This is a genomic window from Bacillus xiamenensis (assembly GCF_000300535.1).
GTDB lineage: Bacteria > Bacillota > Bacilli > Bacillales > Bacillaceae > Bacillus > Bacillus xiamenensis.
In genome coordinates this window covers 23164-45591 of record NZ_AMSH01000006.1, presented here as the reverse complement: position 1 = coordinate 45591, position 22428 = coordinate 23164, and the positions used below count along the sequence as shown (strand labels likewise).

At 42.8% G+C, this 22428-nt stretch carries 18 protein-coding genes and 1 riboswitch; of the genes, 16 read left to right on the top strand and 2 right to left on the bottom strand.

Annotation, left to right across the window (positions count from 1 at the left end):
- The first annotated feature begins 257 nt into the window (after nucleotides 1-257).
- A complete protein-coding gene (gene pheS, locus BA1_RS04010) occupies nucleotides 258-1292 on the top strand; it encodes a phenylalanine--tRNA ligase subunit alpha (protein ID WP_008355994.1) in 1035 nt (344 codons plus the stop codon).
- 15 nt (nucleotides 1293-1307) lie between these two features.
- Nucleotides 1308-3722 (top strand): phenylalanine--tRNA ligase subunit beta, encoded by a 2415-nt coding sequence (gene pheT / locus BA1_RS04005; RefSeq protein ID WP_008355992.1) that lies wholly within the window; start codon nucleotides 1308-1310, stop codon nucleotides 3720-3722.
- 46 nt (nucleotides 3723-3768) lie between these two features.
- Here the strand turns inward: pheT and rnhC are convergent, their stop codons facing one another.
- The gene (gene rnhC, locus BA1_RS04000; protein ID WP_008355990.1) at nucleotides 3769-4692 is read right to left on the bottom strand and encodes a ribonuclease HIII; all 924 of its coding nucleotides are present in this window, start codon (nucleotides 4690-4692) and stop codon (nucleotides 3769-3771) included.
- 135 nt (nucleotides 4693-4827) lie between these two features.
- Here rnhC and zapA point away from each other — a divergent pair, with 135 nt between their 5' ends.
- The 14 genes from zapA (at nucleotide 4828) to BA1_RS03930 (ending at nucleotide 20350) form a co-directional block, all read left to right on the top strand.
- Complete coding sequence (gene zapA, locus BA1_RS03995) at nucleotides 4828-5085, top strand: cell division protein ZapA (protein ID WP_008355989.1); 258 nt, start codon at nucleotides 4828-4830, stop codon at nucleotides 5083-5085.
- 7 nt (nucleotides 5086-5092) lie between these two features.
- The gene (locus BA1_RS03990; RefSeq protein WP_008355988.1) at nucleotides 5093-5626 is read left to right on the top strand and encodes a CvpA family protein; all 534 of its coding nucleotides are present in this window, start codon (nucleotides 5093-5095) and stop codon (nucleotides 5624-5626) included.
- Nucleotides 5627-5740: 114 nt separating this feature from the next.
- Nucleotides 5741-7453 carry a DNA polymerase/3'-5' exonuclease PolX gene (polX, locus tag BA1_RS03985; RefSeq protein ID WP_008355985.1) on the top strand — a complete coding sequence of 571 codons (1713 nt, stop codon included), beginning with the start codon at nucleotides 5741-5743 and terminating at the stop codon, nucleotides 7451-7453.
- Between the two features lie 21 nt (nucleotides 7454-7474).
- A complete protein-coding gene (locus BA1_RS03980) occupies nucleotides 7475-9832 on the top strand; it encodes an endonuclease MutS2 (protein ID WP_034738349.1) in 2358 nt (785 codons plus the stop codon).
- Nucleotides 9833-9846: 14 nt separating this feature from the next.
- Complete coding sequence (locus tag BA1_RS03975) at nucleotides 9847-10251, top strand: DUF350 domain-containing protein (protein ID WP_008355981.1); 405 nt, start codon at nucleotides 9847-9849, stop codon at nucleotides 10249-10251.
- Between the two features lie 163 nt (nucleotides 10252-10414).
- Entirely contained in the window at nucleotides 10415-10870 is a 456-nt protein-coding gene (locus BA1_RS03970) for an Imm63 family immunity protein (protein WP_008355979.1), read from the top strand.
- A gap of 101 nt (nucleotides 10871-10971) precedes the next feature.
- Complete coding sequence (locus BA1_RS03965; protein ID WP_008355977.1) at nucleotides 10972-12681, top strand: AMP-binding protein; 1710 nt, start codon at nucleotides 10972-10974, stop codon at nucleotides 12679-12681.
- 174 nt (nucleotides 12682-12855) lie between these two features.
- A complete protein-coding gene (locus BA1_RS03960; protein ID WP_008355974.1) occupies nucleotides 12856-13440 on the top strand; it encodes a TetR/AcrR family transcriptional regulator in 585 nt (194 codons plus the stop codon).
- Nucleotides 13441-13465: 25 nt separating this feature from the next.
- A complete protein-coding gene (locus BA1_RS03955; protein WP_008355972.1) occupies nucleotides 13466-14245 on the top strand; it encodes an enoyl-CoA hydratase in 780 nt (259 codons plus the stop codon).
- A 31-nt stretch (nucleotides 14246-14276) separates the two neighbouring features.
- Nucleotides 14277-15050, top strand: coding sequence for an electron transfer flavoprotein subunit beta/FixA family protein (locus BA1_RS03950; RefSeq protein ID WP_008355971.1), 774 nt, complete (start codon nucleotides 14277-14279; stop codon nucleotides 15048-15050).
- 43 nt (nucleotides 15051-15093) lie between these two features.
- Complete coding sequence (locus BA1_RS03945; RefSeq protein WP_008355969.1) at nucleotides 15094-16071, top strand: electron transfer flavoprotein subunit alpha/FixB family protein; 978 nt, start codon at nucleotides 15094-15096, stop codon at nucleotides 16069-16071.
- A 447-nt stretch (nucleotides 16072-16518) separates the two neighbouring features.
- A complete protein-coding gene (gene trxA, locus BA1_RS03940) occupies nucleotides 16519-16833 on the top strand; it encodes a thioredoxin (protein WP_007501629.1) in 315 nt (104 codons plus the stop codon).
- Nucleotides 16834-16971: 138 nt separating this feature from the next.
- On the top strand, nucleotides 16972-18744 hold the full coding sequence (gene uvrC, locus BA1_RS03935) for an excinuclease ABC subunit UvrC (protein WP_008355967.1): 1773 nt from the start codon (nucleotides 16972-16974) through the stop codon (nucleotides 18742-18744).
- Between the two features lie 61 nt (nucleotides 18745-18805).
- Nucleotides 18806-18983: riboswitch (Lysine riboswitch) on the top strand.
- 131 nt (nucleotides 18984-19114) lie between these two features.
- Entirely contained in the window at nucleotides 19115-20350 is a 1236-nt protein-coding gene (locus BA1_RS03930; protein WP_008355965.1) for an aspartate kinase, read from the top strand.
- Nucleotides 20351-20550: 200 nt separating this feature from the next.
- Here the strand turns inward: BA1_RS03930 and BA1_RS03925 are convergent, their stop codons facing one another.
- Complete coding sequence (locus BA1_RS03925; RefSeq protein WP_008355963.1) at nucleotides 20551-22299, bottom strand: ABC transporter ATP-binding protein; 1749 nt, start codon at nucleotides 22297-22299, stop codon at nucleotides 20551-20553.
- Nucleotides 22300-22428: the final 129 nt, after the last annotated feature.

Here is a 22428-nt window from a genome sequence, read left to right as displayed (position 1 = left end):
GCATTTAAGGAATGCTGAAACAGGAATTCACCTCTGGAGTTGTCACCGGGACCGCAAGTTTTGCGTAAAGGTGAACCGGATTCGTTTGATTCCGTTATGTCAATGAAGCTTATTCGCACATGTGTGCTTAACAAGGGTGGTACCGCGACCACAACTCGTCCCTTCTATATTGAAGTGACGAGTTTTTTTATTGTCTTTAAACGATCAAACAGCCGTTTATCCAGGCGGTTTTGTATATCAAAAGGAGGATTACACTCATGCAAGAAACGTTAAAACAGCTTGAAACAGAGGCGATAGCGAAGGTAGAAGCAGCTAGCTCGCTCAAAGAGGTCAATGACATTCGTGTTCAATATCTAGGAAAAAAAGGCCCGATTACAGAAGTGCTTCGCGGGATGGGCAAGCTTTCCGCTGAAGAAAGACCAAAAATGGGCGCACTCGCAAACGAAGTAAGAGAGCAGATTGCTAGTGCCATTGCGGAAAAAAATGAACAACTGGAAGCAGAAGAAGTGAAAAAGAAGCTGGCTTCTCAAACCATAGATGTGACATTGCCGGCAAGTCCTATCAAAATCGGGGCAAGACATCCTTTAACGATTGTTGTAGAAGACATTGAAGATTTATTTATCGGAATGGGCTATACCGTTGAAGAGGGCCCAGAGGTGGAAACCGATTACTATAACTTTGAAGCGCTCAATCTTCCAAAAGAACATCCGGCACGTGATATGCAGGACAGCTTCTATATTACTGAAGATACCCTGATGAGAACACAAACATCACCAGTTCAGGCCCGTACACTTGAGAAATATAAAGGCCAAGGCCCTGTGAAGATCATCTGCCCTGGTAAGGTATATAGACGTGACAGCGATGATGCCACTCATTCACATCAATTCATGCAGATTGAAGGACTTGTGGTAGATCACAATATTAGCATGAGTGATTTAAAAGGAACGCTAGAGACGGTCGCAAGAAAAATGTTTGGTGAAGATCGTGAAATTAGACTGCGTCCAAGCTTTTTCCCATTTACAGAACCATCTGTTGAAGTCGATGTGTCTTGCTTTAAATGCGGAGGGAAAGGCTGTTCTGTATGTAAAGGAACAGGCTGGATTGAAATTTTAGGTGCGGGGATGGTTCACCCGAATGTACTGAAAATGAGCGGATTTGATCCAGATACTTACCAAGGCTTTGCTTTTGGAATGGGTGTTGAACGTATTGCGATGCTGAAATACGGCATTGACGATATTCGCCATTTCTACACAAATGATATTAGATTCACAAAGCAATTCAAGCAGGACTAAGAGGAGGAAATCAACATGTTTGTTTCATATAAATGGTTAGAAGACTATGTCGATTTAGAAGGCATTCTTCCGGATGAATTAGCAGAGAAAATCACTAGAAGCGGTATTGAAGTGGAAGCCGTTGAGTATAAAGGTGAAGGCATCAAAGGTGTTGTCGTTGGACACGTCATTGAGCGTGAACAGCATCCGAATGCGGATAAATTAAATAAATGCCTTGTTGATATTGGGGAAGACGCGCCTGTACAAATTATTTGCGGGGCTCCGAATGTGGAGAAAGGACAATATGTCGCAGTCGCAACTGTGGGAGCAGTCCTTCCAGGGAACTTTAAAATTAAAAAAGCCAAACTGCGCGGCGAAGAGTCTCATGGCATGATTTGTTCTCTTCAAGAATTAGGAGTAGAAAGTAAGCTTGTACCAAAGGAATATGCAGAAGGCATTTTTGTTTTCCCAAATGATGTGAAACCAGGAGAAGATGCCCTTCAGGCGCTTCAATTAGATGATGCAGTACTGGAGCTTGGATTAACGCCAAACCGTGCCGATGCCCTCAATATGCTAGGTGTGGCTTATGAGGTAGCAGCGATTTTAGGGAGAGAAATCAAACTGCCTGATACAGCATATGAATCGTCTTCGGAAAAAGCATCGGATTATATTTCTGTCCACATTGAGGATCAAGAAGCAAACCCTCTTTATGCAGCGAAGATCATTAAAAATGTAAAAATAGGACCTGCACCGCTTTGGATGCAAACAAGACTGATGAATGCAGGCATTCGCCCGATTAACAACGTTGTGGATATTACGAATTTTGTCTTGCTTGAATACGGTCAGCCGCTTCATGCATTTGACTATGATCGTTTTGGTTCAAAACAGGTGGTCGTACGTCAAGCGGCTGAAAACGAAATGATTCACACATTGGATGAACAAGAGCGCACATTGTCATCAAAGCATCTTGTCATTACAAATGGGACGAAAGCACACGCTGTAGCAGGAGTCATGGGTGGCCTTGAATCAGAGGTGCGTGATGAAACGACAACGATTCTTTTAGAAGCGGCATTTTTTAATGGTCAAACCGTCCGTCAGGCTTCTAGAGACCTAGGGCTTCGCAGTGAATCAAGCACACGGTTTGAAAAGGGAATCGATCCGCAGCGTGTGAAATCAGCAGCCGAAAGAGCGGCACAACTGATGAGCATCTATGCTGGCGGTGAAGTGCTAAGCGGCACTGTTGAGGAAAATCACATGGAAGCAAGCATGAATGTCATCCATGTGTCAACGGAGCGTGTTAATAAAGTGCTTGGAATGAGCATTTCAAAAGAAGATATGATTCATATTTTCAATAAACTGGGCTTTACCGTGGGTGAATCAAATGACGTTTTGATCGTGACGGTTCCTTCTCGAAGAATGGATATTACGATTGAAGAAGATCTTATCGAAGAAGTGGCACGATTATACGGCTACGATAACATTCCGTCTACACTGCCTGCGACAGCTGGTACAGTTGGCGGTCTCACACCATACCAAGTGAAACGTAGAAAGGTGAGACGTTTCTTGGAAGGAGCAGGGCTTTCTCAAGCAATCACGTATTCTTTAACGAATCAGCATAAGTCTACGGCCTTTGCCTTGAACCCAGCTTATCAAACAAGACTTTCACTGCCAATGAGTGAGGAACGCAGTGTGCTGAGACAAAGTCTTCTGCCAAACTTACTTGATTCTGTCGCATATAATCTAGCAAGACAAGCTGATTCCTTTGCCTTTTATGAAACGGGTTCTGTTTTCTTAGCAGAAGCTGAAGGTGCAAAGCCAGTCGAGAAAGAGCATGTGGCTGGAGCAATCACAGGCCTATGGCATAAAAACCTTTGGCAGGGCGAGAAAAAAGCCGTTGATTTTTATGTAGCAAAAGGAATTGCTGAAGGGCTGTTTGAAAAGCTTGGTGTATCAGAGCAGATCACGTATGTTCAAGCAGAGCGTGAGGGTCTTCACCCAGGGCGTACAGCAGATGTTCACTTAAATGGAAAAGTGATTGGCTTTGTTGCTGCGCTTCATCCAGTCGTTGAAAAGGAATTAGATTTAAAAGAAACATATGTATTCGAATTCGATTTAACGGATGTCATGACATCTGAAACAGAGGATATGAAATATACGGCGATTCCAAGATTCCCGGCTGTGACAAGAGATATTGCGCTCGTCGTCGATCAGCATATTTCAAGCGGACAGCTGGAGCAAGTCATCTATGAAGCAGGCGGCCGTTTACTGACGGACCTTTCCGTCTTTGACGTGTATGAGGGTGAACACATGGAGGAAGGCAAGAAATCTGTGGCGTTCTCTCTGCAATATTTAAACCCAGAACAAACATTGACAGAAGAAGAAGTGACGGCTGTTCATACAAAAGTATTGAAAGCATTAGAAGATACGTATCAAGCCGTTTTGCGCGGATAAAGAAAAGAGCTATGGCCTTTTAAAAGGGCTATAGCTCTTTTTTAAATTATAACCATTTTTTCGCTTTCTGGGTGTTGGCAAAATGCAGCTTTGTAAATTGGCGTAAAGCATCTTCACCGTGCAGTTTGATGAGCTTTGCGGCCGCCTTGTCGACATGAGGACCGGCTCCTTTTGGAATGTCAAAGCCTGCTGCTTTAGATAATTTATCCATCTCAATTAAAAAGGCGTATCTTGCGATAATCGAAGCCGCAGCAACTGATAAATGGATGCCTTCTGCTTTTGTACTAAAATACGTACGCTCCCGGATGATCTTTTTCCCCGCTAGGTGCTTGAAATAAATGCCGGGTTCTGCAAATTGGTCAATGAGAATAGCCTCTGGCTTTTTCCCATCCAGTTTTTCTAGTACGGAGGTGATCACTTGGTTATGAAGCAGCGCCTTCATTTTTCCTTGGCTCATGCCATTTTCCTGCATCGCATTGTACTTTTCATTCCGAAGAACGAGAAGGCTGAACGGAATGGTCTTGATCAAGTCTTTGGCAATGTTGATAATCTGCGGGTCCTTTAGCCCTTTAGAGTCTTTCACCCCAAGCTCTTTCATCAGAGCAAGCTGACTGGAATCAACATAGGCCGCACAGACCGTAATCGGTCCAAAATAATCACCAGTACCGACCTCATCTGAACCGATAACCGACATGGAAGCAATGCCGGGCGGCGGACTGTATTGTGTGGCAGAAGGTGTTTTTTTACTTTTTGTTTCAGCTGCTTGTAAATGATTGAACTGACTTGCTTCGGCTTCTGCCTTTTGTCCTTGAAACAGCACTTTTCCAGATTTGTAGGCTGTAATCGTACAGCCAGGAACCTTTGCTTGAAAGAGGGCGCCTGGCGGCAGCGTGTCAGTTAACTGTTGAGCATACACGTTCTTCATTTTCTTCATGTCTTCTGATGTTGCTTTTAAGACGGATTGTGGCACAGTGGATAACTCCTTTTTTACCTTGATAGCATTGATTTCTAAAGTGTACCATAACAGGGAAGGGCTCGTCTTTCCATTCAATGTCTAAACATGTTATGATAGAGACTAGGATTCTCGTGGAATGGAGGAGAAACGTTGTCTGACGGCGGTAAAACGAAAACAACAGTTGAGATTTATGGACAGTCCTATACGATCATCGGTCAAGAAACGAAGATGCATATGCGACATGTTGCTTCAATTGTTGATGATAAAATGAGAGAAATGAATGAAAAAAATCCATATCTTGATATAAACAAATTAGCTGTACTGACAGCAGTCAATGTCGTCCACGACTACTTGAAATTAAAAGAGCAATACGAAAAACTAGAGCTTCAGCTTAAAGAAAAGGAATGAAATTACCGTGATCGATATCATCATTTTGTTTTTGCTTCTTATGGGAACGCTTGTCGGTCTAAAACGCGGGTTTATTCTTCAATTTATTAAATTGATTAGCTTTGTTGTTTCTATTTTAGTGGCTTCGATGTTTTATCAGTCACTTGCCCCACAGCTTACGTGGATTCCAGCGCCTAACTTTAGCGGTGGTCAAACGCAGCTCGCTTTCTTTAGTGGGAATATAGAAACAGCTTATTATAATACCATTGCGTTTATCATTCTGTTTATCTTGACAAAAATCCTGCTCGCCATCATTGGCGGATTGCTCACAACCATTGCAAGTATTCCTGTGATTAAACAGGTGAACAAACTGCTTGGCGGTGTTTTAGGATTTGTTGAAACATATTTATTTGTGTTTATTCTATTGTTTGTCGCTGCATTACTTCCAGTCGATGCGCTGCAAACAATGATGAGCAAATCAATGTTAGCAGATGTGATCGTAGGCCACACCCCTTATTTGTCCGGTCTTGTCAAAGACTTATGGACGACGTATGGCGTTTAAAAACTTCTCCTTTCTTGGAGAAGTTTTTTCTCATTCCATGACGGAAAGTTGTGGGATGAAGGAAAAGTTTGTATATTTATAAAGGAAGATGCCAAAGCGGCTGGAGGATGAGACATGAATAAAAAAGATATCATAAAACTTCTTGAAACCATTGCAATCTATATGGAACTAAAAGGAGATAATCCTTTTAAAATATCTGCCTTTCGTAAAGCGGCAGCGGCACTTGAACAAGATGACCGCAGTCTTTCTCAAATAGATGATCTATTAGCATTACCTGGCATTGGCAAAGGCACCTTTGCTGTGATCACAGAGTATATGGAAAAAGGACAATCAGAAACTCTCGAACAATTAAAAAAGGAAGTGCCTGAAGGGCTTGTTCCGCTTTTAAAATTGCCAGGACTAGGCGGGAAGAAGATCGCTAAGCTGTACCAAGAACTTGGTGTACACGATGCACAGTCTTTAAAAGAAGCATGTGAGGCTGAGAAAGTTCAATCACTCGCTGGCTTCGGTAAAAAAACAGAAGAAAAAATTCTTGCAGCCCTTGAGGAAGCGGGAAAGCAACCTGAACGACTGCCAATTGGCTTTGCATTAGATGTTGCAGAGCGGATTGATGATGCGCTGAAACGTATGGAGGGAATCATTCGTTTTTCAAGAGCGGGCAGTTTAAGACGTGCGCGTGAAACGGTCAAAGATTTAGATTATATCATTGCAACAAATGATCCTGAACAGGTCAGAGAGCAGCTCGTTGCACTTGATGATGTAAAAGATATCATTGCAAGCGGTAATACGAAAGTATCTGTCATTCTTGCGCTTGATTTTGAGATCAGTGTAGACTTCCGTCTTGTCACAACAGATCAGTTTGCGACAACGCTGCATCATTTCACTGGCTCAAAAGATCATAACATTCGCATGCGCCAGCTTGCCAAGGAGCGTGGAGAACGTATTAGCGAATATGGGGTTGAAACGATTGAAACGGGCGAAGTGAAAACATTTGAAGACGAAAGCGCTTTTTATGCACATTTCCAGCTTCCGCTCATTCCCCCAGAAATTCGTGAAACCGGAGCGGAGATTGATTCGTATAAAGAAAGTATGCAATTTGTAGAACTGAAAGATATGAAAGGCGACCTTCACATGCACTCAACATGGAGTGACGGCGCATTCTCTATTCGTGAAATGGCAGAGGCATGTATTGAAAAAGGTTATGAATACATGGCCATCACAGATCACTCTCAATATTTAAAAGTGGCAAACGGTTTAACGAAAGAACGTTTGCGTCTGCAAGCAAAAGAAATTGATCAACTCAATCAGGAATTGGAGCATTTTCACATTTTCAAAGGGGTCGAAATGGACATTCTGCCGGATGGCTCATTAGATTATGATGATGACTTTTTAGCAGACATGGATTTTGTGATCGCCTCGATCCATTCTAGCTTCTCTCAGCCAGAGGAAGTCATCATGGAGCGTCTTGAAAATGCCTTAAACAATCAGCATGTGGATTTAATTGCCCATCCAACAGGCCGTTTAATCGGCAGACGGGATGGTTATGCCTTAAATATTGATCAGCTCATAGAGCTTGCGAAAAAAACGGGCACTGCATTGGAGCTCAACAGCAACCCGTCGAGACTTGATTTGAAAGCAGAGCATTTAATGAAAGCAAACGAAGCGGGTGTGAACATCATGATCAACACAGATGCGCACAACATCGCTATGCTGGATCATATGGAAGTTGGTGTAACAGCTGCAAGAAAGGGCTGGACACCAAAAGCAAATGTCGTGAATACATTTTCTCTCCATGAGATGAAAAAGTTTTTAACGCGTGACAGGTAGTCGTTAGGAGGCTGGACCATGCTGCAACAAAAAGTGTTGGCATCATTAGAATTTCATAAAGTAAAAGAAAAAGTCATGTCCTATACTGCATCCACTTTAGGAAAAGAAAAAGCGCAGGATTTAACACCGCTCACGGATATCGAAACCATTCAGCATTTGCTGGAAGAGGTAGCAGAAGCGCAAGATGTGATCCGCCTAAAAGGATCAGCGCCGTTTGGCGGCTTAACGGATATTAGACGAGGCGTCAAACGAGCACAAATCGGCAGTACATTAAGTCCTCTTGAGCTGATGGAAATCGCAGGGCTATTATATACAACCAAAAATATGAAGCACTTTCTCACGTCTATGTATGAAGATGGTGTCGACATACCACGTCTTCATACATATGCAGAATCACTTATTTTACTGCCCGAAGTCAGAAAAGAAATCGAGAGCTGTATCGGTGATAATGGAGAAGTGCTTGATCACGCAACACCGGCACTTCGCACAATACGAACGCAATTACGATCACTAGAATCAAAAGTGCGAGATAAATTAGAATCAATGATTCGTTCACAATCTGCCTCGAAAATGCTGTCAGACACCATTGTGACCATTCGTAATGATCGGTTTGTCATTCCCGTAAAACAAGAGTACCGCTCGAATTATGGAGGGATTGTTCACGATCAATCTTCTTCAGGCGCCACTCTTTTTATTGAGCCGCAGGTGGTCGTGGACTTGAATAATACCTTGCAGCAAACTCGCTTAAAAGAAAAGCAAGAGGTCGAAAAGATTCTGCAAATGCTGACAGCAAGTGTATCAGAGCACATTGATGAACTGCTGCACAATGTGAATGAACTTCAGACATTAGATTTTATCTTTGCCAAAGCGAAATATGCAAAAGCAGAGAAAGCCACAAAGCCTTCCGTCAATGAGCAAGGGGAGATTTATTTAAAACGAGCAAGGCATCCCCTATTGCCCCGCGATCAGGTCGTGGCAAATGACATTGAGCTTGGTAAGGATTTTTCAACAATCGTCATTACTGGACCAAATACAGGTGGTAAAACAGTCACGTTAAAAACACTCGGGCTCCTGACTCTGATGACGCAGGCTGGTCTTCATATTCCAGTCGAGGAAGGATCAGAAGTGGCTGTATTCGACCAAGTATTTGCCGATATTGGAGACGAACAGTCCATTGAACAGAGCTTGAGTACGTTCTCATCTCATATGGTCAATATTGTGGATATCTTAAAGAATTTGACACCTCGTTCACTCGTGTTATTTGATGAATTAGGGGCAGGAACAGATCCTGCTGAAGGTGCGGCACTTGCAATGAGCATCTTAGATGAAGTTCATCAAACAAATGCGCGCGTCATTGCAACGACTCACTATCCTGAGCTGAAGGCATACGGGTATAACCGAGAAGGGGTCACAAATGCGAGTGTCGAATTTGACATTGAAACCTTATCCCCAACATATCGCTTGCTCATTGGTGTGCCTGGACGAAGTAATGCATTTGAAATTTCCAAACGTCTTGGTTTACCTCATCATCTGATTGACAGAGCAAAAGCGGATATGCATGCAGAGCATAATGAAGTAGACCAAATGATTGCTTCATTAGAAGCCAGCAAGAAGAAGGCAGAAGAAGAACTGCATGAGACGGAAGTCTATAGAAGAGAAGCTGAGAAGCTTCATAAGGAACTGCAAAGACAAATCCTTGAATGGAATGAACAAAAGGACAAGCTGCTTGAAGAAGCCGAACAAAAAGCGGCAGAGAAAATTGAACAAGCAGCAAAAGAAGCAGAAGACATTATTCAAGAGCTGCGATCCATTAAAAGTGAGCATCGTTCGTTTAAAGAACATGAACTCATTGATGCGAGGAAACGTCTTGAAGAAGCTGTCCCTGAGTTTGACCGGAAGAAAAAACCAGAGCCAGTGAAAAAAACATCGAGACAGCTAAAGCCAGGCGATGAAGTCAAAGTGCTGACGTTTGGACAAAAAGGAACGCTGATCGAACAAACGGGTAACAAAGAATGGAGTGTCCAAATGGGCATTCTGAAAATGAAAGTCAAAGAAAAAGACATGGAATTTATCAAATCAGCACCGGAATTTAAGCAAGAGAAGGCCATTACGGCAGTGAAAGGGAAAGACTATCATGTATCGCTTGAGCTTGATTTAAGAGGAGAGCGTTATGAGAATGCTTTAAGCAGAGTCGAGAAATATTTAGATGATGCTGTATTAGCTGGCTATCCGCGTGTATCGATTATTCACGGAAAAGGAACTGGCGCCCTAAGGAAAGGGGTCCAGGAATTATTAAAACAGCACCGCAGTGTGAAAAATGCTCGTTTTGGAGAACAAGGCGAGGGAGGATCAGGCGTCACCATCGTCGAATTAAAGTAAAAAGGAGAAAACGCATGAAAGCCTTTTGGGAAAATGAACTTGTGGAAATTGCCGCCTATTACAGTGTGGCCGTCCTATGTTTAGTCTTATTTCTAACCATTTTTGAACTCGTGACCTCCTATAAAAACTGGGAAGAGATTCAGCGGGGGAATTTAGCGGTTGCCATGGCAACAGGCGGGAAAATTTTTGGGATTGCAAATGTGTTTCAACATTCCATCGCACAGCATAACTCTCTTCTTCAAATGGTTGGATGGGGCGTGTACGGCTTTGTGATGCTGCTTGTCAGCTACTTCATTTTTGAATTTTTAACACCAAGATTTAAAGTAGATAAAGAGATTGAAAATGATAATAGAGCGGTCGGGTTTATTTCACTCATGATTTCAGTTGGGCTGTCTTACGTAGTAGCAGCCGGCATTTAAGGAGACGACATGGAAAAGTTAGCCAAAGTATTAATCATCGTTGCCTGCACTTTTGCGGTCATTGGTGCTGTTTACATGTTCCTGTGAAATGAAGCATACTTTCTAGAAAGCTGTCAGGGAAAGCCTTGACAGCTTTTCACTCATTCAAAGGCGGCGAATCAGAATGAATCACATCCTGCAAAAAGACGAATTAATCAAGCACATTAAAACATGTCTCAAAAAGACAGCCCTTCCCCAAGACATATATGAACCTTATATTGCACGCCCCTTTCAAACGACGGGGTTTTTTGATGATTTGAGTCCATACATCGAGATTGAATCACATGGCTATATCCTCATTCAATATGAACGAGGAGTCAAAGTGCTTAATAAAAGAACAAAAGAGGCGGATGAAGTCATTTACTGGATTTTAGAAGATACCATCTTTCTCACTGTCTACCTAGACATGATGAGACAGTACCAAGTTGATAACATCCAAACACATTTACCTAATGACCCCAGTATTCATCAACAGATCGTGGAAAGAGTCAATGAGGCATTCCGTGCGATCGTGGGATTATATGAGAAGTGGCATCATGAAGGGAAAAGAGCATCTATAGAAACACAGTCGAAAAAATAAAGGTGCGCAATGGAACCAAGCCCTATTTGAAAAAAGCAAACTGCCCTAAGGAAAAGTTTGCTATAATAAAATAGTACGAAAGTTCAGGAAGGAGGGTTTTTATGCAGTCAGATAAACGATGGCTTCTGCATTACCCGAATCAAATTCCCCACGAACTCACCATTCCAAATGAAACATTACAATCTTACTTATTCAGCTCCGCAGAGGCAGCACCAGAGCATATAGCCATTCATTTTTTAGGAAAAAACATCACCTACCAGCAGTTACAAGAAGACGCGCTCAAATTGGCCAATCACCTGATTGAAATCGGTGTGAAAAAAGGCGACAGAGTAGCGATTATGCTGCCAAACTGCCCGCAATCGGTCATTTCTTATTATGCGGTTTTAATAGCAGGCGGTATTGTGGTTCAAACAAACCCGCTTTATACAGAGAAAGAACTAGAATATCAAATGGAGGACAGCGGCTCAAAGGTGCTGATCACTCTCGATTTATTGTATCCAAAGGCCTATAAAATGAAAGCGCTGACAAGTGTGGAGCACTTGATCATCACTAAATTACAAGATTATTTGCCATTCCCAAAAAACATACTGTTCCCAATCGTGCAGCGAAGAAAAAACAACATGGTCATTCAAGTCGAGAAGAGTGATTCCATTCATCACTTCTCACAGATCATGAAAGAATCGTCAGGGGAACGAATTCCGCAGCTATCCTTTGAACCGAAAGAGGATATTGCCGTTTTGCAATATACAGGCGGAACGACCGGTTTACCGAAAGGGGTCATGCTCACACACGAAAATATTTTAGCCAATACAGAAATGTGTGCATCCTGGATGTATAAAACGAACCGAGGAAAAGAACGGATTCTTGGCATCATTCCTTTTTTTCATGTGTACGGAATGACCACTGTATTGAACCTTGCAGTCAAAGAAGGGCATCAAATGATTCTTCTTCCGCGTTTTGATGTGGCTGATGCCCTCAAAACCATTGAAAAACAAAAACCGACGCTGTTTCCAGGAGCACCAACGATGTATATCGCCCTGCTTCATCACCCAAACATTGAAAAATATGACCTATCCTCGATCACGGCTTGTCTAAGCGGATCGGCAGCTCTTCCTGTTGAAGTCAAACAGAGCTTTGAAAAATTAACAGGAGGAAGGCTGGTAGAGGGGTATGGCCTTTCAGAAACATCACCCGTCACTCATGCCAATTTCTTATGGGGGGAGAACAAAATAGGAAGTATTGGGTGCCCTTGGCCGAATACAGATGCCGGTATTTATTGCGAGGAAACGGGTGGACTCAAAGAGCCATATGAGCACGGAGAGATCATCGTCAAAGGTCCTCAAATCATGAAAGGGTACTGGAATCAGCCAGAGGAGACAGCGGCAGTGTTAAGAGACGGCTGGTTTTTCACTGGAGATATCGGATATATGGATGAGGATGGTTTTTTCTATATCGTAGACCGGAAAAAAGATGTCATCATCGCGAGCGGCTATAATATTTACCCAAGAGAGGTCGAAGAAGCCCTTTATGAGCATGAGCTTGTACAAGAAGTCGTCGTGGCAGGTATTCCAGACCCATACAGGGGAGAAACAGTGAAAGCCTTTGTTGTTCCGAAAAAGGATGCCTATTTAACAGAAGAAGAACTTGATCGTTTTGTCAGAACGAGAATTGCCTCATTTAAAGTGCCGCGTGTGTATGAATTTAAGGAATCCTTGCCTAAAACGGCTGTAGGAAAAATCTTGCGCAGAGTGTTAATTGAAGAAGAAAAAAGAAAGCAATCAGCTTCATCTGAAGCGCCAGTCGATCAATGAGAGAACGAACGAGCGTCATCCGGTCCATGGGCCGGATGATTTGAATTGTACGTGTTAGCTTTGGTATGCTAAAGGTTGAAAAGAAAGAAGAACATCTCTTGACAAATCAATCGTTTCTTTTTAACATAAAGTTATGAATGAATACTCATTCAATTTAGAAAGGGACGAAGCACATTGAAGCAGAAAAGACCGAAGTACATGCAAATTATTGATGCAGCAGTTGTGGTGATTGCAGAGAACGGCTATCATCAATCACAAGTTTCAAAGATTGCCAAACAAGCAGGGGTAGCAGACGGAACGATTTATCTTTATTTCAAAAACAAAGAGGATATTCTGATCTCATTATTTAAAGAAAAAATGGGGCAATTCATCGAACGGATGGAAACAGATATTCAAAAGAAACCGTCTGCCAAAGAAAAGCTTCATCTATTGATTCAGGAACACTTTCGCCTGCTTTCGCAAGATCATCATTTGGCCCTTGTGACACAGCTGGAACTCAGACAGTCAAACCTTGAGCTGCGGCAAAAAATCAATGAGGTGCTGAAAGGGTATTTAAATATGCTCGACTCGATTTTAACAGAAGGAAAGAAATCAGGAGAATTCAGACAAGATTTAGATGTCCGCTTAGCGAGACAAATGGTATTTGGGACGATTGATGAAACCGCTACAACATGGGTGATGAATGATCAAAAGTATGACCTTCCTGCACTCGCAGAAAACGTACATGATCTTCTCTTAAACGGAATACATCAATCTTAAAGACAATTGAAAAAGGATGATTGACATGGAAAAGATACTCAGCTTACATCAAGAAGGACAGACAGCGCTCATTACGATTCAACATCCGCCTGCAAACGCCTTATCTTCTCAGCTCCTCACTGAACTCAATGACATGTTTGACGAGCTCGAACAAAACAGTGAAGTGAGAGCCATTGTCATCCATGGAGAAGGAAGGTTTTTCTCAGCAGGTGCTGATATTAAAGAATTTACGACCTTACAGAAAGAGTCTGATTATGCAAGCCTTGCAGACCGAGGACAGCAAATGTTTGAACGAATTGAACAATGTTCAAAGCCTGTCATTGCCTCCATTCACGGGGCAGCGTTAGGCGGTGGCCTTGAACTGGCGATGTCGTGTGATATTCGAATTGCAACAAAAGATGCGAAACTTGGACTGCCGGAGCTAAACCTCGGTATCATTCCAGGATTCGGCGGAACGCAGCGCCTGCCTCGCTACGTTGGTTCTGCTAAAGCACTTGAAATGATGGGAACCGCTGAGCCGATTACAGGAGAAGAAGCATTTGCCTGCGGACTTGTTTCAAAACTTGCGGAAACAGAGGAAGAAGCGCTGGAAGCAGCCAAAACACTGGCGGCAAAATTTGCAGCAAAAAGCCCTAAAACGCTTGAGTATGTACTTGAGTTATTGAATGCAGCAAAAGTGTATTCATATGATGGCGGAATGAAGCTGGAAGCGAAAAAGTTTGGTGAGGTGTTCCAGTCGAATGATGCCAAAGAAGGCATCCAAGCCTTTATCGAAAAGCGCAAACCGAATTTTAAAGGGGAGTAAGGGATCAGTACGACACAAGGGGGAGAAATGAATGAATATATTTGTTTTGATGAAGCGTACGTTTGACACGGAAGAGAAAATTTCGATTCAGTCTGGTGCCATTCAAGAAGATGGAGCAGAGTTCATTATTAATCCTTATGACGAGTATGCAATTGAAGAAGCGATTCAGCTCCGGGATGAGCACGGGGGAGAAGTCACTGTTGTAACAGTTGGCAGTGAGGATGCGGAGAAGCAGCTAAGAACAGCCCTTGCAATGGGCTGCGATCAAGCCGTTCTAATCAATGTTGAAGACGATTTGGAGGAGTGGGATCAATATTCCGCTTCTACTATTCTCTATCACTATTTCAAGGATAAAGAACCTTCCTTGATTTTAGCAGGGAATGTAGCGATTGATGGCGGGTCTGGACAGGTGGCCCCGCGTCTTGCTGAATTACTCGGCTTTTCATATGTCACAACGATTACAAGTATTCAAATTGATGGCGGCTCCGCTTCCATTGAACGAGATGCAGAGGGTGATGTAGAAGTGATTTCTGCCGAGCTTCCGCTTGTGGTCACAGCGCAGCAAGGTCTCAATGAGCCTCGTTATCCATCGTTACCAGGAATCATGAAGGCGAAGAAAAAGCCTTTAGAGGAATTGGAACTAGATGATTTAGATCTCGATGAAGACGATGTGCCATATAAAATCAAAACAATCGAACGTTTCTTACCGGAGAAAAAAGAGGGGGGCAAGGTGCTGAGCGGCGAGCTTCAGGATCAAGTCAAGGAACTGACCGATCTGCTAAGAAATGAAGCAAAAGTCATCTAAACATCCACTTTATCAATCACGAGAACAAGGGGGAGCATGAAAGATGAGTAAAAAAGTTGTTGTACTTGGAGAAAGTCGTGACGGTAAATTAAGAAACGTGACATTTGAAGCGATTGCTGCCGCTCACAAGGTGGCGGATGGCGGTGAAGTAATTGGCGTTTTAATAGGGGATAACGTCAAAGAGCAAGCGGAGGAACTGCTGTATTATGGTGCGGATCATGTGATGATTGTGGAGCATCCGAACCTTTCATATTATACGTCTGATGGTTTCGCACAGGCGCTTCAGGCGATATTAGATCAAGTCAATCCAGATGCAGTGCTTTTTGGTCATACGTCTATCGGAAAAGACTTGTCACCCAAAATAGCCGCACGCCTGCAAACAGGTTTAATTTCAGATGCAATAGATGTAAGCGTTACCGGTGAGCATCTTGTTTTCACTAGACCGATTTATTCAGGGAAAGCCTTTGAAAAAGTCATTTCGACAGATCGTCTGCTGTTGGCGACCATTCGGCCAAACAACGTGCCGCCGCTGGAGCGGGATGCGTCACGAAGCGGAGAAGTCATGCCAGTTTCTGTCGATATTCAGAACCTGCGAACAATTGTGAAGGAAGTCATTAAAAAGACGTCAGAGGGCGTCGATTTATCTGAAGCAAAGATCATTGTCGCAGGAGGGCGGGGGGTCAAGAGCAAGGAAGGCTTTGAGCCGCTGAAAGAACTTGCCCAAACGTTAGGTGCAGCAGTTGGTGCTTCGCGTGGTGCATGTGACGCTGACTACTGCGATTATGCTCTGCAAATTGGTCAAACTGGAAAAGTTGTTACACCTGACCTTTACATTGCGTGCGGGATTTCAGGAGCGATTCAGCATTTAGCGGGCATGTCTAACAGCAAAGTCATTGTGGCGATTAACAAAGACCCTGAAGCCGAAATCTTCAAAATAGCTGATTACGGAATTGTTGGTGACTTGTTCGAAGTCGTTCCGCTTTTAAATGAAGAGTTAAAAAAGATGAATATCCACTCGTAACGCTCATCCACCCAGAATGCCTAGGTATTCTGGGTTTTTTGTATGTCATCCTGAAGCAAAGGCCCGCTGAAGGGATTTGCATAGAGAAAAAGCCATCAGTCAATTGAGCCTCAAGTTCGCCCAATCTGCTAATGGTCAGCGTCCTACGGCTCGAACTCCCATCTAACCCAGTCATCAAGATGACTGGCGACATAGCTTGTTCGCAAATTTTCTATGTTTGATGAGAAGAATGTTGGGGCAACATACATGGTAAATGAAGCGGAAAGGGAGTTATGTCATATGCTTAGAACCATTCTGATGATCATCGGTGCGATTGTTGTCATTGGTGCGATTATACGGTTTATTTTTTAATTCATTTCATAAAAAATGATTCGTAAGCATTTCATTCGCAAGTCACATGGGTAGATGCTATACTAAAAAGCATAATTTACATTGGAGGAATGAATAATGGCAATCGTAAAAGCGACTGACGCAACATTTTCACAAGAAACTGCAGAAGGTGTTGTTCTTGCAGACTTTTGGGCACCGTGGTGCGGACCTTGTAAAATGATCGCTCCAGTTCTTGAAGAACTTGATCAAGAAATGGGCGATAAAATGAAAATTGTTAAAATTGATGTGGATGATAACCAAGAAACTGCTGGTAAATACGGCGTCATGAGTATCCCAACACTTCTTGTTTTAAAAGACGGAGAAGTCGTCGAAACGTCTGTTGGTTTCAAACCAAAAGAAGCACTAGCTGAGCTTGTCAACAAACATCTATAAACCGATTTTGCCCATGCGGCATAATCTCTAAAGCGGTTCTCGTATAGTCGAGAGCCGCTTTTCTTTCAACATGGTATAAAACAAATGTTCGTGATACACTAGAAGGAGTGAAAGAGGAAAACAAGGACGGATGAAAATATGAACAAATTGATCAAAGAAAAGCTGTCAGTCTTACCTGATCAACCAGGCTGCTACTTAATGAAAGATAGACAAAATACGGTCATTTATGTAGGGAAGGCAAAGGTATTAAAAAATAGGGTGCGGTCTTATTTCACTGGATCTCATGATGCCAAGACGCAGCGGCTTGTCGGTGAAATTGCAGACTTTGAATATATTGTCACAACTTCCAATATTGAGGCGCTCATTTTAGAGCTGAATTTAATTAAAAAGTATGACCCGAAATATAACGTCATGCTCAAGGACGACAAAACGTATCCTTTTATTAAAATTACGAATGAACGGCATCCGAAGCTGATCGTCACCCGCAATGTGAAAAAGGATAAAGGAAAATACTTCGGTCCATATCCGAACGTGCAAGCAGCTCGAGAAACGAAAAAGCTGCTCGACCGCTTATATCCGCTTAGGAAATGTGCAACACTCCCTGACCGCGTCTGTCTTTATTATCATCTTGGCCAATGTCTCGCCCCGTGTGTGTATGACATTTCTGAGGAAACGAATAAGCAGCTTGTGGATGAAATCACAAGGTTTCTAAACGGAGGGCATCAGCAAATTAAGAAAGAATTAACTGAGAAGATGCAAGAAGCGGCTGAACAACTAGAGTTTGAGCGGGCAAAAGAACTGAGAGATCAAATCGCATACATTGACTCAACGATGGAAAAGCAGAAGATGACGATGAGTGACCTATCCGATCGTGATGTATTTGCCTATGCTTATGATAAAGGCTGGATGTGTGTCCAAGTTTTCTTTATCAGACAAGGGAAATTAATTGAGCGCGATGTCAGTTTGTTCCCTATGTATCAAGACCCTGAGGAAGAATTCCTAACGTTTGTGGGGCAGTTTTATGAAAAGAACAACCATTTTCTGCCGAAGGAAATTTTGGTGCCAGACAGCGTCGATCAAGAGATGATTGAGCAATTGCTTGAAACGAATGTTCATCAGCCCAAAAAAGGAAAGAAAAAGGATTTACTTTTACTTGCACATCAAAATGCCAAAATCGCTCTCAAAGAAAAATTTTCGCTTATCGAGCGTGATGAAGAACGGACAATTGGGGCGGTGAAGCAGCTCGGCGATGCACTTAATATTTATATGCCCTACCGGATCGAGGCATTTGATAACTCCAATATTCAAGGAGCAGACCCAGTTTCCGCTATGGTTGTCTTTCAGGACGGGAAGCCATATAAAAAGGAATATCGAAAATACAAAATTAAAACTGTTGCAGGGCCAGATGATTATGCCTCCATGCGTGAAGTCATTAGAAGGCGGTATACACGTGTGTTAAAGGATGAGCTGCCGCTGCCAGATTTGATTTTAATTGACGGAGGAAAAGGACAGATCAACGCAGCCATAGATGTGCTCGAAAATGAATTAAATCTGTCTGTTCCTGTGGCAGGTCTTGTGAAAGATGAAAAACACCGGACATCGAATCTTATGATGGGTGATACGCTTGAAATTGTGGCACTAGAGCGTAACAGCCAGGCCTTTTATTTATTGCAGCGTATTCAAGATGAAGTGCACCGGTTTGCCATCAGCTTTCACAGGCAACTACGCGGAAAAAATGCATTTCAATCTATTTTAGATGATGTGCCAGGTATCGGAGAAAAACGTAAAAAGCAGCTGCTTAAACAGTTTGGCTCTGTGAAAAAGATGAAAGAAGCCTCTATCCAAGATTTTCAGGACGCAGGAATTCCGAAACAAACGGCTGAACTTTTAATGGAGGCATTAAAAAAATAGATTGTACTTTCTCCAAAAGTCTGTTAAAATGTGACTAATTTAATAAATGAACGTGTTGTTTGTTGAAGATAGAGGTGCGAACTTCAAGAGTAGGCCTTCAGAGATCGATGGGATCTAAGAAGAGGGCTGAAAGGGGAGCGTCGCCGAAGTGAATAAAATCCACTCATTTTATTCGCTGGCTGTACATTGAAGAAATGTAGGGCTGTCAAGAATTCATTTCTTGGAGGGCTATCTCATTGTTTGCATCGTTTGATGATGATTTTAAAGCAATGGGAGATTTGTTCTCTCATTGCTTTTTTATTTGCAGTGAACAGAGCAGTCTCCGCAGCCTCTTCTCTCACACGTGATCTTTTGAAAAAGGGTGGTAGACATGGGACTAATTGTACAAAAATTTGGCGGAACATCCGTTGGATCAACAGAAAAAATTCGCAAAGCCGCAGAGAGAGTCATCGCTGAACGCGAGGCAGGAAATGATGTGGTCGTGGTTGTGTCTGCGATGGGCAAATCAACGGATGTTCTAGTAGACCTAGCGAAAGAACTCACAGATGATCCAAGCAAAAGAGAAATGGATATGCTGCTCACGACTGGAGAGCAAGTGACCATTTCGTTATTGGCGATGGCACTGCAGGCAAAAGGCTATGACGCCATTTCCTTTACAGGCTGGCAGGCTGGGATGAAAACAGAGAAGGTGCACGGAAATGCAAGAATCGTGGACATTGATGAATCAAGAATCAAAGAGGAGCTAAGTGCGGGAAAAATCGTCGTTGTAGCAGGCTTCCAAGGGATTGCGGATGATCTACATATTACAACACTCGGACGAGGTGGATCAGATACGACGGCTGTGGCACTAGCTGCGGCACTCAAAGCGGACAAATGTGATATTTATACGGACGTACCAGGCGTGTTTACGACAGATCCGCGTTATGTGCCGTCTGCGCGAAAACTCGCAGATATTTCATACGATGAAATGCTTGAGTTAGCCAATTTAGGAGCTGGCGTGCTGCACCCGAGAGCGGTCGAGTTTGCGAAAAATTACCAAGTCCCTTTAGAAGTCCGTTCTAGTATTGAAAATGAATCGGGGACGTTAATCGAGGAGGAATCATCCATGGAACAAAATTTAGTGGTAAGAGGAATTGCATTTGAAGATCAGATGACACGCGTGACGGTGTGCGGGCTTTCAAGCGGTTTAACAACATTGTCGACCATTTTTACGACGCTTGCTAAGCAAAATATCAATGTCGATATCATTATCCAGTCCGTCACAAGCACGAATCAGACGTCAATTTCTTTCTCTGTTAAAACGGATGATTTGTCCAAAACAGTGGAAGTACTAGAAGAATATAAAGGGGCACTTGGCTATGAGCAGATTGAGACAGAGAGCCAATTAGCCAAAGTATCTATCGTTGGTTCTGGTATGGTTTCAAACCCAGGCGTTGCGGCTGAAATGTTCGCCGTGTTAGCTCAAAAAGACATCCAAGTCAAAATGGTCAGTACGTCTGAGATCAAAGTCTCAACCGTCGTGGATCGTGAAGATATGGTGAAAGCGGTAGAAGCCCTTCATGATGCGTTTGAATTATCAAAGGTGAGCGCAGCAGCTCACTCTTAGCATGTAGACAAACCCATGCATTCGGTATCAGTCCTGCGTGCAGGTGTTCACGAATGTCAAATTCGCTCCGGTACGCGTCCTTCCTAGACTGCAAAGGTTTTCTATCACACTAAAAAGAAGACAAAGGGCTAAAATAAAGTTCATTTTAGCTCTTTGTCAACAATCTGAGAGGTGGCCCCGGTACAACGGGGACACCTTTTTTATTGTGCTTTTGGAATGGCAACCCAGTGATCTTTTGATATTTCTACTAGCTCTGCATTCTGTAAATCATAAATATCTTCGTCCATCTGTTCTGTCGAAACGAATCTTTCCTTCTTTGCTTCTACTTTAGGATCAGGTATAGGGATAGCTGAAAGTAGCGATTTTGTGTAGGGGTGCTGTGGATTGTTGTAAAGCTCCTCACTTTCGGCTAATTCCACAATTTTCCCAGCATACATCACTGCTACTCGGTCACTAATATGTTTCACCATCGACAAATCGTGTGCAATGAATAAATAAGTCAACCCAAGCTTTTTCTGAAGATCCTCTAACAAGCGTACAATTTGCGCTTGGATAGAAACATCAAGTGCAGACAGAGGTTCATCACATACTATCAATTGTGGTTTGACGGCAAGCGCCCTTGCGATCCCAATTCTCTGGCGCTGTCCTCCGGAGAATTCATGAGGATACCGATCGGCATGTGAAGGCTTTAGGCCAACCATCTCAAGCAGTTCTTCCACCCTTTTTCTCCTTTCAGTGTTGGTTGTGCTTAACTTGTGGAGATCAAGCGCCTGTCCGATAATATCCAGCACTTTAAAGCGAGGGTTTAGAGAAGAATAAGGGTCTTGAAAAATCATCTGCATATGCCGTCGCATCGTTTTCATTTCTTTTTTCGACAGACGGTGGATTGGAATGCCTTGAAATAAGATATCGCCATCTGTTGGTTCGTTTAAGCGAAGGATCGCTCGGCCAGTGGTTGATTTCCCAGAACCTGATTCGCCAACAAGTCCCAGTGTCTCTCCACGTTTAATCAAAAAATCAATCTGATCAACCGCTTTTAGTACATGCCCTTTACCGATTTGAAAGTGCTGAGATAATGATTTAACTTCCAGTAAAGCCGGGTGATGTCTGAAATGCATGGCATCAAAATCTTTCTTGTTTTTTTTCTTTTCATGTAAACGAGGCAAAGCATTGAGAAGCTGTTGTGTATATGCATGCTGAGGGTTCTCAAACAATTCTTCTGTTGTATTTGACTCGACAATTTTTCCTTCTTTCATCACAACCACCCGATCACACATTCCGGCAACAACACCCAAGTCGTGTGTGATGAAAATAATCGATGTCCCAAATCGTTCTTGAATATCCTTCATCACATGTAAAATTTGGGATTGCATTGTTACATCGAGTGCGGTCGTTGGTTCATCTGCGATAAGCAAGGCTGGCTGAGAGGCTAAAGCGATGGCAATGACGATTCGTTGACGCATACCGCCAGAGAATTCATGCGGATATTGCTGATAGCGCTCCTCACTATGCTGAATCCCTACAAGTTTCATAAGGTCAATGGCCTGTCGTTTAGCTTCTTCTTTTGAAAGCTTCTTGCGTTTGATCAAGCTTTCGGCGATTTGGGGGCCGATCCGCATCGTTGGGTTGAGAGAAGTCATAGGGTCTTGAAAAATCATGCCAATATCATGACCTCTTACAGCCTGCATTTCTTTTTCCGTTTTTGTTGTGAGTTCTTCCTCCTGAAAGGTGATACTTCCTGATTTTAAAAAAGAAGGAGGTGATGGGAGGAGTTGTAAAATGCTCCGGGCAGTTACACTTTTCCCGCTTCCTGATTCCCCAACAATACCAAGTGTTTCTCCTTTGTTTACTTCAAAGCTAATACCACGGACAGCTTCTAATTCGCCATCCCGTGTGTGAAAAGATATATGCAAATCCTTCACTTTTAAAAGAGGTACTAAATCCTTCAATTTTTCCCACCACCTGTATGATATGGATATTGACTTTCAAATAAAGCTAGCATAAACTTTACTATACCGGTCGGAATAATGCAATTAACTTTTTGGAACGAACATTCATGTGAAAGGGGGAACGATGGG

Excerpts from the sequence above, each read along its gene's own strand:
- pheS (WP_008355994.1), top strand. The coding sequence starts at position 258 with ATGCAAGAAACGTTAAAACAGCTTGAAACAGAGGCGATAGCGAAGGTA.
- pheT (WP_008355992.1), top strand. The coding sequence starts at position 1,308 with ATGTTTGTTTCATATAAATGGTTAGAAGACTATGTCGATTTAGAAGGC.
- polX (WP_008355985.1), top strand. The coding sequence starts at position 5,741 with ATGAATAAAAAAGATATCATAAAACTTCTTGAAACCATTGCAATCTAT.
- BA1_RS03975 (WP_008355981.1), top strand. The coding sequence starts at position 9,847 with ATGAAAGCCTTTTGGGAAAATGAACTTGTGGAAATTGCCGCCTATTAC.
- BA1_RS03970 (WP_008355979.1), top strand. The coding sequence starts at position 10,415 with ATGAATCACATCCTGCAAAAAGACGAATTAATCAAGCACATTAAAACA.
- BA1_RS03965 (WP_008355977.1), top strand. The coding sequence starts at position 10,972 with ATGCAGTCAGATAAACGATGGCTTCTGCATTACCCGAATCAAATTCCC.
- BA1_RS03955 (WP_008355972.1), top strand. The coding sequence starts at position 13,466 with ATGGAAAAGATACTCAGCTTACATCAAGAAGGACAGACAGCGCTCATT.
- BA1_RS03950 (WP_008355971.1), top strand. The coding sequence starts at position 14,277 with ATGAATATATTTGTTTTGATGAAGCGTACGTTTGACACGGAAGAGAAA.
- BA1_RS03945 (WP_008355969.1), top strand. The coding sequence starts at position 15,094 with ATGAGTAAAAAAGTTGTTGTACTTGGAGAAAGTCGTGACGGTAAATTA.
- trxA (WP_007501629.1), top strand. The coding sequence starts at position 16,519 with ATGGCAATCGTAAAAGCGACTGACGCAACATTTTCACAAGAAACTGCA.
- uvrC (WP_008355967.1), top strand. The coding sequence starts at position 16,972 with ATGAACAAATTGATCAAAGAAAAGCTGTCAGTCTTACCTGATCAACCA.
- BA1_RS03930 (WP_008355965.1), top strand. The coding sequence starts at position 19,115 with ATGGGACTAATTGTACAAAAATTTGGCGGAACATCCGTTGGATCAACA.